The following is a 14,314-nucleotide window of genomic DNA, read 5'->3' on the forward strand; positions in this document are numbered from 1 at the left end:
GTAAGAAGGGAGGTTATAAGGGGTTTGAGGTATGAGAGTGTCGCGAGGGTAATAAAAGGGAGACATTGGTAGTGGAATTTAGAGGCTTCCCATGAGTTCACTGATCTTATGATAAGCCTCTTTTATCTTTGGTTTGTTCCGGGTAGAGATAAACACTCTTGGTAGTGTCATCATCCTTGTGATCTAGCGGGCCGTTTCAGATGCTCTTATCCCTTAATTGCTCCAGACGTGATACCTTCAACAAAATATCTCTGTAGAAAAATATAAATAATGATGCTCGGTATGGCCGCCATTAGAGCACCCGCTGCAACCCAGCCGATCTGGACACTGTTCTCACCAAAAAATGTGGATAATGCCACTGTGATAGTCTTTGATTCTGGTTTCTGCAGAAAAAAGACGGAAAATTGATAATCATTCCATATTGAATTGGCATTCATTATGATGATCGTCGCGGTGACCGGCTTGAGCAAAGGCAGTATAATACGGAAAAACATACCGATCTTGCTCGCGCCATCTATCATCGATGCTTCATCCAGTTCTTTGGGAATCGTACCAATAAAACTCGTATATAAGAAAATGGACATCGCCAAGTGGAATGTAACATGAAGCAGCACAACTCCGAAGTATGTGTTCATAAAACCGAGATTAACAAACATTTTGTATAAAGGTACGAGAATCGTAAGGGGTGGTACGATAAGCGCACTAACAAAGAAGCCGTACATCCATTTATTAGTTCTCGTTTGGTAACGGGCCAGAGGAAACGCGGCTAGTGATCCTAGTATGATAATTAATGAGACGGACAGAAACGTAATAAACGCCGTGTTCATAAAAGCCCTGCCTAATTCGGCTTTGTGCCAGGCGCTCACGAAGTTATCTGTGAACAAATAACCCGGGAAAATCCACTTAGAGCTTATATCCCGCATATCCTTAAAGGATACTGTAAGCAAAATGTAGAAAGGGACCAAATGTAACAGTGCAATAAAGAGGCCTGCCAATGTGAATACAATCGTTCGTTTCCTCTGCTTCATTGAGATATTTCCTTTCTGCGCAAAAGGTACAGGGAAACCAGGCTAATGACTGAAATAAGCAGGAACATAAGGTTTCCGAGCGAAGCAGCCATACCGGCATCCTGACGTGCAAAATATAGCTGATACATCATCGTCGATAAGGAAGCGGAAGCATAACCAGGCCCTCCGTTCGTTAAAGCTGTAACAATGTCAAACAGCTTCAATCCGCCGATTAGGTTAATAATTATACTGGTCGTAAAAGCAGGGGCCAATAATGGAAACGTAATGTGAAAGAAACGGTGATGCCTGGAGGCTCCATCAATTTCAGCAGCTTCGTAATAATCTTTTGAAATCCCCTGCAAGCCCGAAAGAAAAATCATCATTGCCACGCCCATAAACTGATAAGTGTTGACAATCGTAATAATCCATACGTTCAATTGAGGATCACCAAGCAGATTAATTGGCTTATCATTAAATGACGTAATAATGTCGTTTATTGCCCCTCCATTAAGTTGGAGCATAAAGTACCAGATATATCCCATAATGATCGGGCTCACAATGGCCGGGATATAGACAATAACTCTCACAAGCGTTTTGCCTCTCCCATGCTTGTTCAGTAACATGGCATAAAGCAACCCTAAAATATTTTGAAAGAGGGTACTGCCTACTCCGTAGATAAGCGTATTTATAATAACGGTGTGTACACGCTTGTCGGTCAACATCCGCGTGTAATTATTTAAACCGACATAGTTCATGAGCTGAGAATAACCATCCCAATCTGTAAATGAAATAAACAATCCCCGAAAAAATGGATAATAAATAAAAGTAATAAACAGCAGAAATGCCGGTATATACATCAGGTTCACTATCAAGGGCGAGCTCGCCAACCCCCGAATCGGCCTCCGCTGTTGTCTTGCATTGTCTGCAACCGTTGTACTCATAGATTCCACTCCTCTTACAGAAACAAGTGGACGGGGCATTATTGCCCCACCCCCCGCTTTTTATTTTTTGGAAAGCCTTTCAAATTCAGTCTTCATTGTCTCGCTGTATTGCTCAGGCGTGATACGACCTGCGATCAGCTCCGTTCCTGTTTTACACAAAACGTCCCACATGCCGTTCGGTAAATAGACGCGGTCAAAATAAGGGAATACTCTAGCTTGTGCATATTTCTCGTAGTAAGGAGTCAAATCATGATTCGTTTCTATATCTTTCAAACCTGCTGGCGTCATTGATATATTTGAAAGTTTGGACATGTTCTCCGGCTTGGCAAAGAACTGCAACAGCTTTTTAGCTTCTTCCGGATACTTTGAGTCTTTCCAGATACCCAGTGTATTACGTTCTCCGCCTGCGAAGGTCGGGTCGTCCCCTTCCACGAAAGCGGGTATTGGCATAACACCGATTTTAACATCGGGATTAATATTATGAACCGCAGTCACGAGTGCCGGTCCGCCCAAGGCAAATGCAACATTTCCATTTCCGAAAAGGTTCGGCAGATCACTGCGCTTAGCTGTCAGCACATCTTCGTTAATTAATCCCTTCTGCTGAAGATCTATCAGACTTTGTGGGAGCGGCGTCCATTGGCTCCAATCGAATGTACCATCGAGCAGTGCTTGCGCCTGGTTATTAGGATAGGTAATTAGTAACGGACTGGCGAACTCGTCGAAGTATTGACCTATCATGGAGTCATCAATCCCGGACAGGTAAAAGGGTGTCGTCTTTCCGCCACTATCCTGTTTGATTTTCATGGCGGCTGAAACCAGTTCATCGAAAGTACGGGGCACTTCGATGCCATACTTCTCAAACACATCAACGTTGTACATCAGTCCATCCTTCGCCTCGGTCAACGGAAGCACGTATACTTTGCCGCTATCGTCAGTGACAACAGTCTGGATCGAATCCGTCAATTGACCTACCCAAGGCTCGTTACGTAAATCGGCTAGATAATTGCCGTAACGGACTTTCGCCCAACCATGTGTATCAAAAATATCCGGAAGATCGTTAGCCGCCATTTTAACCTTCATGCTGTTCTCATAACCGGATGTAGGGAGTTGCAAATTGACTTCAATATCCGGATTCTCCTTCATGAAGTCGGATACAATTTGACGATATGCATCTGCTAGCGGCTCGTCAAGAACATTGACCAGCATGGAGAGTTTTATCTTAGCTCCGTCATTGCCAGCCGTATTGGAACCGGTGCTATTACTCCCCTGACTCACTGGACGCGTTGAGCAACCATTTACAACAAGAACAATCAAGACCAATAAAATGAAAAACCATGTGCGCTTTTTCATGAACATAACCCGCCTTCCTTCTAGTGAACTTTTTTACAGGTTCAGCTTATCACGTTTTAAACCGCTTACAAATGACTCAAAACTACGATGATAGCGATATTTTCTCTGCTTGCCAGCCCTCTATTCTTGAAGTAAAATGAAAACGCCCAAAGCAGCATACCTGGGAAAGGAGTGAAAGCCATTAAAAGAAGAGGTTTGTCCATCCGTTCGAAGCTTATGTTTCTTTTCTCGGTAACGATATTGTTCCCCCTCCTGATTATTGTCTATGCGATGCCCGCTTACTATATCCGATTAAACATGATAGAAACGGAAAAGCTGACCGGAGCCAATCTGGTCGCACTGGCTAACAATATTAAATATTATCTGGACGAATTGGATCGAGTGACGATCATTCCTTATAATTACGATGAAGTGTTACGCGCATTGAAATTAAGATCCGGCGGATTGTACGAGAGTGCCGACGCCTATACTAAATACAAAGCGGATTATGCTTTGTACAGTACGCTTCCGGCAGTAATCGAAAACTTGCGGAAGGAGATATCCGGAACTCTTCTACTGCCATTTGATGGATCTATCTTCTACAAAGACAGCCGAAAGCATATGAACATAGCCCGCAGTGATTACAATTACAGAGGGCAAGACTGGTATCGGCGCGCTATCGAAGCCAACGGAAAAGCGATCTTCATCAAGACACAACCACAAGACTATTTAACGGTCGATTCCGAATCGAAAGTGTTCTCTGTCGCCCGGCTCATTAAAGATCCGGATTCAAGTAATCCTATTGCCGTTATTAAGGCTGATGCCGATACTATCGTGCTAGATCGGATTGTCCGTCAAACCATTGTCAATGATTCGGTCATTGTCATTACGGATAAAGAAGGACAGCTCGTATATGCCAGTAGCCCCATTTCCCGAAGTGTTCTTGAACAAATGGCCGAACATTCAACTACAATTCAATTTAACGCGAAATCTTATGTAGCTGTGTCCAATGTCATTGGCTCAAGTTCCTGGGAAATTACCTCCCTCATCTCCGAAAGCCATCAGGCATCCAAAGTAAGATGGATGTACATTACGGGCCTTATTTTTGCGTTCATCGGCTTCGTTCTTACTCTCTTCCTGTTCTTAGCCTACTCTAGAAAACTGCTTGTTCCATTCAGAGAAATGATTGAGGTTATGCATCATGTCCAAAGGGGGGATATGAGCAAACGTGTATCCATTTACGGAAAGGATGAGATTGCTAAACTGGGAAGAGCGTTGAACAAGATGATCGGGAAGTTAGACGAGATGATAATAAGTGATTATCGATCCAAATTAAATCAACAGAAAGCCGAGTTACGAGCTCTTCAATCGCAGATTAAACCGCACTTTCTTTACAACACACTAAATGGGTTCAGCGGCTTGAATCGTAAAGGGGAGCGTGCTTTGCTGGAAAAGGCGATTTTATCGCTTAGTGGGCTATTACGTTACATTTTGTCATCCGACATGACCATTACGCTGACCGATGAATTCAATATAATTAAGAAATACGCCGATCTGCAATCCATGCGGTTCAGTGATCGGCTTGAATTCCACTGCTCACTCGATCCGAGACTAGAAAAGTTCCAGATTCCGAAGCTGCTGCTCCAGCCACTCGTAGAAAATTCAGTTGTACATGGAACAGAGCCCAGTGTGCACCCTTGTCTGGTGGAGGTTGACGCCAAGCTGAAAGAGAAAAACGGGGGGCAATGTGCGGTCATTACGATTTCCGACAATGGAGTTGGTTTTTCCGTAGATTCAAATAATCTTGGCGACCATATCGGGCTACAGAACGTAAAGGACCGCCTGATGTTGTCTTACCCAGGCAGGTCCAGATTTTTAATTCATAGCGAAGCAGGGCAAGGAACTCGGATTACGATTATCATCGATTTATATGAGGAGGAGCTGATGGCATGAATATTATCGTTGTAGACGATGAGATTTTGGCCAGAGAAACGGTAATCAGTATTCTGAAAGAGATCAGTTCCGACTTTCATATTGCCGAGGCCGACAGCGGGCAGGAGCTCATTGAGCTTACCCGGCAATTGAATCCGGATATAGCTTTTGTTGATATCCAGATGCCCGGCAAGAATGGTTTGGAGGCCATTCGGGCAGCACTTCCCCACACACAGAATACAAAATGGGTGGTGATGACAGGTTTCGCCGAATTTAAATATGCCAGGGAGGCCTTACATTTAGGAGTGATCGACTATTTGTTGAAGCCCGTCGATCCAGACGAAGTCAAGAAGCTTATTGACCATACTTTTATAGGAGCCAAAAAGGATCTTCATTTGCAATGCAAGCAATTGGAGTCACGCGTTTCTTTGCTCTTCAACGGCATGAGCGGATCATGGCAAGATGAGTCCGAATCTCCTCGTTCCTCAGAAATCTGGCAGTGCCAATTGTTTTATGTGGATAGACTGAATCCGGATGATATAGAGGACATTACCGTCTCTTCCTTTTACCGTTCGATTCAGGAGATCACAGATGAATACTGCAGAAAAGATATGCAGGCCGCTATGATCAGGCTGCGTGCCGGAGAGTACGCCATGATCACTAAAGCATCTTCTGAAGAGGGAACAGGGAGAATGTTACAACTGATGGACCTAGCCAGGGAAAAGGTTAGGCAGTATGCATCCTCCCGGCATGCATTGACTGTGATCCGTTCCGGGAAATATCCTGTATTATTGGAGCTTAAGGCTGAAATAATGGAAATTAGCGAACTCTCATATCTCCGCAGCTTGATGGGAAATACCCGTCTTTGGTTCCATAATGACCTACAGGCATTAGCTGGCATACCGGATTATGCAAAGCTCGGAAAAACCGCAATCCAACTAGTGGAAGAATACCATAAAGGTAATTATGTTGGCTTTATTAACAGTAGCGAGAGATTATGCTCGCTACTGATTCTCACTCCGAAGGAACAGACTTCTGTAAAATCTTCGTTGGCCCGGTTCTTAGGGAGCTCGTTTGGCACGGATTGGATGGATGAGACAGAGCCTGCATTGTGGAGTAAACGGCTTGAACAGATGGGGCAGTTACTGTTGTCTAGAAAGTCGGCTCCGGAACAAAGAAAACAGGACTGGATTGATCAGGTGATTGAATATATCGAAAAGAACTATAGCATCGATATTACCGTTACTCGAATTGCCGAGCAATTCCGAGTATCACCCAATTATTTTAGCACCCAGTTTCGAAAACTAAAGGGTGTTACCTTCATTCAGTATTTGACTCGTTTGCGCATGTTGAAAGCCAAAGAATTGCTCTCTAACCCTTCGGCAAAAGTGAATGAAGCCGCTGAGCAGGTCGGTTATTACAGCACCCGGCATTTCACGAAGCTGTTCAAGGAGTTTGTGGGCTGCTATCCTTCAGAGTATAGCAAAAACAGTAAAAACAGCAAAAACTGATAAACGGATTTCTGATTCTCAAAGACTGCGAATAAGAAATCCGTTATTATTAAAGTGGAAATAATTAATTTCTACATAAGGAGTGATTTCAAATGGATTGTTGCGCACCTTCAAACAACACGGAAGAGGTCAGAACAAACTGTCCGTCATGCAACAATAAAGGCAAGAGCGTTGAACTGATCACTCTAAAGTCACTGCTTAAGGCTTCGGCTCTGGAAACCATTGTACCCGATACCTCCTATTTCTTCTGTCCGAACCCGTCTTGCTCTACCGTCTACTTCAGTGAAACCCATTTGCAAATATTCACTGAGGACAATATGAAGGTGCCTGTGTACCAGAAGAATCCGAACATGGATGTTCCGGTCTGTTACTGCTTTGACTGGACGAGAGAACGCCTGATTCAAGCTGCTCACGATAAGCAACAGCCTGCCGACCAAATCAAGGCTCACATTAAGGCGGGACGCTGCGGGTGCGAGGTTAACAACCCGCAGGGGGCTTGCTGCTTAGGCAATGTAACAACATTTATACGGAGTTTCAACAAGGATTAATTGGCGAGTGAGAAATGGAAGACTTCCTCCAATATAATGGAGGCCGCTGCCAATAGATTCGTATTTTCGCCCAGCGTCGAATGGCAGACCTTAAGATCCCGCAGGATAGGGAGAGCATGCACCGATACGTATTTTTTCACATTTTCAATTAACCGTGTATTATTGGAGCCGATTTGCCCGCCAATGATTAAAATCTCCGGATTAAATAAATGGATAAGATTGACCAGGCCCAGGCCTAAAAACTCGGAGATTTCATCGGTTAAATCCAAGGCAAGCGGGTCATCCATTTCCACCGCTCTGCGGAAGATATCCGGAGTGACCCGGGAAATATCATGATCCGCCAGCTCCATAATCGCCGTTTGTCTGCCGCGCGTGGTTGAAGCTATGATCCTAGAATAGATGGCGGACCAGCTAATGTAATTTTCCAAACAGCCCGAGCTTCCACATTCGCACCGGATTCCGTTCCGGTCAACGACAATATGTCCAAGCTCCCCTGCGCCGCCACTCGCGCCCCGCAGCAGAATATCGTGAAAGAAAATCCCCGCCCCGACTCCATCCGAAATAGAGACGTAAATCATATTTTGAATCTTCCCATAGGGACCGAATTTCTTTTCCGCAAGCACCGTGGCGTTCAAATCGTTTTCGACCCAGGTTTTAATATTGAAACGGCTTTCAACTATTTCTTTGAAGTTGATTTTCTCCAAACGCAGCTTGGAGTTGTAATATAGAATTCCTGAATCCCTGTCCACAAGCCCGGGGGTAGTGATTGAGATGCCAAGGCATTTCTCGGAACTGGGACAATGCAGCAAAAAGGCTTCGATTTCCGAAAGTATGACGGCAATGAGTTCATCGCCGATTAACGATTGAATGGGCCTTGTCTGTTTGCGGCTGATATTGGCCTCCAGATCCATTTGCGCAATATCTATCGAAGAATTGGAAATGGATACGCCAATGAGATAAAGGCGGTCGGATGCGAGCTTTACCATAATGGGCTTGCGGCCCCCATTGGAGACACCTTCCCCCATTTCGCACACAAAACCTCCTTTTATCAGCTCCTGTATGGCTGAAGCGACGGTGGTTGCGCTTATCTCATAGCGTTTGGCAATCTCGCTGCGCGAGATCGGGCCATGTTCACGGATTACATTCAATATGATGGACCGATTCAGTTCCTGAACTAGTTTTAGATCCCCGGTTCTTATTTTGTTCACTACGGTTCAACCCCTCTTTTCGGGCAGTATAAGATCTACTTTACTACAATTACTAATTACATCCAATGGAAAAAGTGGAGCTCAATTCAATAATATTCGCCAAACTTAATGCAGTCTGTAAATTAAGTTAACAATAAATCTATAATAGTATGTGATAAAATATAACGCAAGGTCTTGAAAATATATATATTTTGTGTCTATAATAGCTGTAATGACATGTAAATGAACATGTAACAATCATTTTATCTTTCGAATGATAGAAAACATGACGTGATTGTACATCCATTGGAGAAAGTGAGTAAAAGGAGGGAGAAACTTAATCCGTTATGCACTTCAAATTCATAATTCCATAGGGGGTTCTTTTATGAAACGTAAATCATCGATTATGGTATTGCTTCTGATGGTACTGACGGTAGCGGTGCTGTCCGCATGCGGGAACAATTCGGATAAGACGAACGGCGGAAATGCGCAAGCAAACACAGCTGCTGATGGCAAGCCTTATGCAGGAGTCGTATTAAGGACCATCTCCAACCCGTCCAATCAGGAATACTTTACCAAGGTGAACCAGGAATTTCAGGAAAAGACGGGGATTGAGGTGCAGGTCGATACGGTCGGCAATGCCGATGTTACACCCAAATTGATGAATTCCTTCATGTCCGGCGGAAGCACATACGATATTTTTGTAATGGATGTTATCGACCTGCCCCGGTTCGTAGCATCGGGATGGGTTGAACCGGTTGACCCATGGTTGACCGATGATATGAAGAACGAGATGCTGCCTTTTGCCAAACAGGCTTTACAGTATCAAGGCAAGTACTACGGTCTTCCTTACGCTTCGGAATATAAGTCATTTGTTTACAATAAAACGATGGTCGAGAAAGCCGGTTTTACGGGTCCGCCAAAGACATGGGATGATTTTATAAAATACAGCCAGGCTTTGCAGGAAAAAGGAATTGTAAAATACGGCTCAGCATGGGCGTGGAGCCAAGCCGAAGGACTGGTATGTGATTTCGTCGCCATCGCTTCCAGCATGGGGGGGAAGCTGTTTGACGAGAACGGCAACCCTGTCTTCAACAGCCCGGAGAATGAAGCCGCGCTGCAGTTGATGGTGGACATGATCTACAAATACAAAATCGTCGACCCCGCTTCGATCCAATACAATGAAACCAATGTGCTTGACGCGATGTCTGCGGGCGATATCGCCTTTGAATTGAACTGGGGACTGCCGCTGACGCCGCTCAATGATTCCTCCAAGTCCAAGATTGTGAACCAGGCTGATGTGGCTCCGCTTCCCTTTACCGTATCCAGCGCGACGATTGCCGGACCGATGTCCTATGCGATCTCTGCGGGCTCCAAGAATAAGGAAGCGGCCTGGGAGTATATCAATTTCCTGAACGATGTAGAAGGCAGCAAACGGCAGGCGATTGAAATCGGAATGTTCCCGGGCTGGAAGAGCGTGTATGAGGATCCGGAAGTTCAAGCGGGAGTTCCAGGACTGGACAAGATTCTGGAGCAGGCTGAAGTTGCCGTGAACCGACCGCAAATTCCTTGGTACAATGAATGGTCTTCCAAATTCCAGGTTGAGCTTCAGAACGCATTAACCCAAAAGAAATCACCGGCACAGGCCCTGTCTGATGCGCTTACGGAAACGCAGAAAATTCAGGAGAGCAACAAGTAAGGAGACACTCTATGGATAAGAGCAAGCAAAGTAACTCGGTCGTGATTCAGAAAGAAGGACTGTCCATGCGCAAGAACACGGTGCTTCGTCAGGCGGATCGGTCCGTTTCGAACCCGAAAAAAATGGTTTCCGAGTCGAAGTTTGCGCTCCTTTTACTGCTTCCCACTATCGTTATCCTGCTTGGTCTGCTGCTTTATCCGTTCCTGTACTCCATCTACCTTTGTTTTGTCGATCTGAATCTGACGAAACCTTGGGTCGGTACGGAGTTCGTCGGACTAAATAACTTTACCACTGTCCTCAAGGATAACGAATTTTGGCTTAGTATGGAGACTACCCTTTATTTTGCGGTATTCAGTGTTGCGGCGAGCATGATTCTGGGGCTTGCCGCGGCTCTTCTCTTTAATGTTAAATTTCGGTTACGGGGGCTCGGAAGATCCCTGCTGCTGATCCCGTGGGCTATGCCCGGCGTTGTCAATGCGATGATCTGGCAGACGATGCTGCACCCGAACTATGGTCTGCTTAATGGTGTGCTGCTGAAAACAGGCTTGATCTCCAATCCGGTCAACTGGCTGTCGGATCCGAAGCTGGCGCTTGCTTCTGTTATTATGGCGCAGGTGTGGACGTCATTTCCTTTTGTAGCTTTGATGTATCTGGCGGCGCTTCAGTCGATTTCGGGCGAATTAATTGAAGCTGCCAAAATTGACGGGGCCGGCAGTGTGCGTATTTTCAAAGACATTGTCGTGAAACTGCTGGTGCCCGTTACCCTGGTTCTGCTCGTTCTGCGCACTATCGACTCCTTCAGAGTATTTGATCTGGTTTTTGCAATGACCAAGGGAGGTCCCGCCAATTCCACGCAATTATCCGGCCTGTATCTGTACAAGCAGGGCTTTATGTTCAGTAATTTTGGGCTAGGTTCGGCTGGAAGCTACATTCTTACGGGATTTATCCTGCTGTTTGTGCTGATGTACATGCGGATTTTGCGCAAAAAGGATTAGGTTTGAGAAAGGAGGTTCGGCTGTGGAAAAATCCATTAAAAAGGTTCTGTTATTTTCAGGCGTTGCACTTGTCATGATCTTTACTTTAGCCCCTCTGATCTGGGCCTTTATCATCAGTATATCGCCCGGCAAAGAGCTGGCGTCGCTTGCCCGGCAATGGATTCCGGGCAGCTTTACCCTTATCAACTATAAGCAGGTGTTGAGCTTGTCCGATAATGCGGGAATGTTCAAGAACTCGCTGCTTAACAGTCTGATCGTTGCAAGTGTCACAACATTATTCTCCTTGATTTTCGGGTCCCTGGGAGCTTATGCTTTTGCTAGATTGAGATTCCGTATGAAAGACCGGCTGGCGGTAATCTTTCTGATTACGCAAATGGTGCCCAGCATCGCGATTGCGCTGCCGATGTACTTGATTTTTAATCATATCGGGCTGCTGGATACCAAAATGGCTCTCGTGCTGGCCAATCTTTCCTTCGCGCTGCCTTTCATTATCTGGATGATGCGGGCCTTCTTCGAATCCATTCCCAAAGAGCTTGAGGAATCTGCTTTTGTAGACGGGTTGGGACGGTTCGGCGCCCTGGTAAGAATCATCCTGCCGATTTCGGCTCCGGGTTTGTTTGCCATTGGGGTATTCGCTTATTTGAATACCTGGAATGAGTTTAATACAGCCCTTGTATTGTCGAGTTCCTCGCAGTCGAAGACGATGCCGGTCGTAATTAACGAATTTCTCGGGCGCTTCTCCGTGGATTACGGTCTGATGTCTTCTTCGGGGATTATCGGTCTGCTTCCTCCGGTGCTTCTGACTCTCCTGTTTCAGCGGTATCTGGTAGACGGGATGACGGCGGGCGCCGTGAAGGGTTAATAACAGAAAAGAGGTGCGCCATTGCCGCGATTAGAAGTCAGACAGGTAAATAACCGGGAAGAAATGGACAAAGTGTTTGATTTGCTGGGACATGTATTTCCCGAAGACCGGTCTTTTTTTCAAAAAAGGCTGGATTACGATGCTGCGTATGATCTTGAAACAACCTGGATTGCCTTGGCGGATGGAGAATTGGCTGCATCGGTGCAGCTGTTCCCTTACCGAATCCAGATTGGAGCATCCGAATTGCTCGTTGGAGGAATCGGAAGTGTGGCCGCGGACCCTGCTTACCGGGGATTGGGAGCGGTACAGGCCATACTGGCTGAAATGAGTTTATGGATGCAAAGCCACGGGTTCGATCTGTCTTTGTTGTTCACCGGTATTCACGCTTTCTACAGGAAGGCGGGCTGGGAGACAGTGACTGCACCTTTGTATGTACTTGACGCTGAATCGGTACGAATGGAGGACATCGATGCAGCGTCCTATCAAATATCGAGGTTTGAGACCGGAGATTTGGACGAGGTTATCGGGATTTGCGAAAGGTACAACCGGAGAAACGCCAATGCCCGGGTACGGTCGCGCGAGTACTGGGAAGGCTTGTTGAAATGGACCGGCGGTATAATGGAACGTTTCTGGGTTGCGAGAAAAGAAGGGAGAATCGCCGCATACGCCATCGGAGGCAAGGAGAACCAGGGGGAGATGGATCTGCTGGATTGCGCCTATCTGGATGAAGAAAGCGAGGCGATCAAGCTACTTCTGTCCATGCTGGCCGCAGGGGAATCAGTCAAGCGGCTGGAAGCCACTCTGCCTGAGGATGGTATACTGCCGGAAGTGTTCAGGCAGCTCGGTCCCGTGCAGACGGCCTGCAACGATGAAACGATGTGGAAGGTGATCGGATTACCAGCCATGCTGGCAAAGCTTGTGCCGGAACTGACGAACCGGGTCGCCGCTTTGACCGGAGAAGAGCTTGCCGCACTGCCGGAGCGTCTGCTGCTTCGGTGCGGAGCCGAGCGTGCCATTCTTGTGCTGAAGCCGAATGCGATAACCGTTCAGGCTTCGCCATGGGGGTTGTCCTATGACGAGGAAATCAAATGTACGTCTGCCGAATTTTGCGCCATGCTGACCCAAGGCGTTCAGGCAACGGGGCGGGAGTCACTGATTAACCATCCAGCGCTTCAGGCGCTTTTTCCCAAACAGCGGTATGTGATGTGGATAACAGAAAGGTATTAGAGGGCATCCCTTTCCAGAAGGAGACGAGACTAAAATGAAGAATGTTTTGTTGATTGGGGCCGGCACGATGGGAAGGACGCATGCGGAGGCCTATACGGCCATGAAGGAAGTATGCCTCGCGGGTATAGTCGATTCGGATGCAGCCGCTGCGGAGAATGCCGCTGAACAATTCAGCACCCGGGCATTCGGCAGCTATGAGGAAGCGATGATTGAGCTGGATACCGTCGATGTGGTCGACATTTGCCTTCCGACTTATTTGCACAAGGAGTATGTACTTAAGGCAGCTGATGACGGGAAAAATATTATTTGTGAAAAACCGCTTGCCGGCAGCCTGAAGGACGCCCGGGAAATGATCGATTATTGCAAAGAAAAGAACATCAGGCTGTTTGTGGGACATGTTGTGAGATTTTTTCCTGAATATGCAAAAGCCAGACAAGTGATGGAGCTTGATGGTCTGGGCGATATCGCCGTGGTGAAAGCCAGCCGGATATCCGGTTTCCCGCGCGCATGGAATAACTGGTATGCGGATTACAGTAAGAGCGGCGGCCTGCTGCTGGATCTGTCCATACATGATTTCGATTATTTGCGCTGGTGCTTCGGCGAGGTGGAGCGGGTATTCGCCAAAGCCTATGCCCCGGAATCTCCGGAAGGCGGCGGTTATGCTTTGACTACACTGACCTTCTGCAACGGTGTTATAGCTCATGTTGAAGGCTCCTGGTCCCATCAGAAATTTACGACCTCCTTCGAGATTGCGGGTACCGGAGGAATCATTGATTACGACAGCGCCAAGGACAACCCGATCATTTCCTTTAAAAAGTCGGCGGACAAGCCGGCAGAAGGCGTCGCCGTTCCTGAAAGTCCATTGCTTGAAACTCCTTATTACCGGGAGCTGGCCCATTTTCTGTCCTGCATGGAGTCAGGGGAAGAGCCAATCGTTACCGCCGAGGATGCTTACCAGGCGCTGGCAATCTCGCTGGCCGCAATTGAATCATCCCGCAGCGGCATGCCCGTTGCGCTTGCCTGAAGCGTCCGGCGCACAAGACGCCTCATCTCAAATTACGAACAAATACAGGAGG

Annotated in this window: 12 protein-coding genes; 8 read left to right on the top strand and 4 right to left on the bottom strand. The window is 46.7% G+C overall.

What is annotated here, in order from left to right; all coding sequences use genetic code 11:
- Positions 1-206 precede the first annotated feature (206 nt).
- The 3 genes from PaeBR_RS04880 to PaeBR_RS04890 are packed head-to-tail and all read right to left on the bottom strand — an operon-like array spanning position 207 to position 3,154.
- Positions 207-1,028 (bottom strand): carbohydrate ABC transporter permease, encoded by an 822-nt coding sequence (locus PaeBR_RS04880; RefSeq protein WP_410513766.1) that lies wholly within the window; start codon positions 1,026-1,028, stop codon positions 207-209.
- Positions 1,025-1,948, bottom strand: a complete 924-nt coding sequence (locus PaeBR_RS04885) for a carbohydrate ABC transporter permease (RefSeq protein WP_410513767.1) — start codon at positions 1,946-1,948, stop codon at positions 1,025-1,027. Before PaeBR_RS04885 ends, PaeBR_RS04880 begins: the two co-directional genes overlap by 4 nt.
- Positions 1,949-2,008: 60 nt before the next feature.
- Positions 2,009-3,154, bottom strand: a complete 1,146-nt coding sequence (locus PaeBR_RS04890; protein WP_410513768.1) for an ABC transporter substrate-binding protein — start codon at positions 3,152-3,154, stop codon at positions 2,009-2,011.
- 315 nt (positions 3,155-3,469) lie between these two features.
- Here PaeBR_RS04890 and PaeBR_RS04895 point away from each other — a divergent pair, with 315 nt between their 5' ends.
- The 3 genes from PaeBR_RS04895 to PaeBR_RS04905 all read left to right on the top strand — a co-directional run bounded on the left by PaeBR_RS04895 (position 3,470) and on the right by PaeBR_RS04905 (position 7,268).
- The gene (locus tag PaeBR_RS04895) at positions 3,470-5,230 is read left to right on the top strand and encodes a sensor histidine kinase (RefSeq protein WP_410513769.1); all 1,761 of its coding nucleotides are present in this window, start codon (positions 3,470-3,472) and stop codon (positions 5,228-5,230) included.
- A complete protein-coding gene (locus PaeBR_RS04900; protein WP_410513770.1) occupies positions 5,227-6,720 on the top strand; it encodes a response regulator in 1,494 nt (497 codons plus the stop codon). The genes PaeBR_RS04895 and PaeBR_RS04900 overlap by 4 nt, the downstream gene beginning before the upstream one ends.
- Before the next feature lie 92 nt (positions 6,721-6,812).
- Complete coding sequence (locus PaeBR_RS04905) at positions 6,813-7,268, top strand: putative iron-sulfur cluster-binding metallochaperone (protein WP_410513771.1); 456 nt, start codon at positions 6,813-6,815, stop codon at positions 7,266-7,268.
- Here the strand turns inward: PaeBR_RS04905 and PaeBR_RS04910 are convergent.
- The gene (locus PaeBR_RS04910) at positions 7,265-8,476 is read right to left on the bottom strand and encodes an ROK family transcriptional regulator (RefSeq protein WP_410513772.1); all 1,212 of its coding nucleotides are present in this window, start codon (positions 8,474-8,476) and stop codon (positions 7,265-7,267) included. The two genes, PaeBR_RS04905 and PaeBR_RS04910, sit on opposite strands and share 4 nt — an antisense overlap.
- A gap of 364 nt (positions 8,477-8,840) precedes the next feature.
- Here PaeBR_RS04910 and PaeBR_RS04915 point away from each other — a divergent pair, with 364 nt between their 5' ends.
- The 5 genes from PaeBR_RS04915 to PaeBR_RS04935 are packed head-to-tail and all read left to right on the top strand — an operon-like array spanning position 8,841 to position 14,262.
- Positions 8,841-10,154 carry an extracellular solute-binding protein gene (locus PaeBR_RS04915; protein ID WP_410513773.1) on the top strand — a complete coding sequence of 438 codons (1,314 nt, stop codon included), beginning with the start codon at positions 8,841-8,843 and terminating at the stop codon, positions 10,152-10,154.
- Between the two features lie 11 nt (positions 10,155-10,165).
- The gene (locus tag PaeBR_RS04920) at positions 10,166-11,149 is read left to right on the top strand and encodes a carbohydrate ABC transporter permease (RefSeq protein ID WP_410513774.1); all 984 of its coding nucleotides are present in this window, start codon (positions 10,166-10,168) and stop codon (positions 11,147-11,149) included.
- A 22-nt stretch (positions 11,150-11,171) separates the two neighbouring features.
- A complete protein-coding gene (locus PaeBR_RS04925; protein ID WP_410513775.1) occupies positions 11,172-12,011 on the top strand; it encodes a carbohydrate ABC transporter permease in 840 nt (279 codons plus the stop codon).
- A gap of 21 nt (positions 12,012-12,032) precedes the next feature.
- The gene (locus tag PaeBR_RS04930; protein ID WP_410513776.1) at positions 12,033-13,238 is read left to right on the top strand and encodes a GNAT family N-acetyltransferase; all 1,206 of its coding nucleotides are present in this window, start codon (positions 12,033-12,035) and stop codon (positions 13,236-13,238) included.
- A gap of 34 nt (positions 13,239-13,272) precedes the next feature.
- The gene (locus PaeBR_RS04935; protein ID WP_410513777.1) at positions 13,273-14,262 is read left to right on the top strand and encodes a Gfo/Idh/MocA family protein; all 990 of its coding nucleotides are present in this window, start codon (positions 13,273-13,275) and stop codon (positions 14,260-14,262) included.
- Positions 14,263-14,314 lie beyond the last annotated feature (52 nt).

The organism is Paenibacillus sp. BR2-3 (assembly GCF_046529485.1).
GTDB lineage: Bacteria > Bacillota > Bacilli > Paenibacillales > Paenibacillaceae > Paenibacillus_AQ.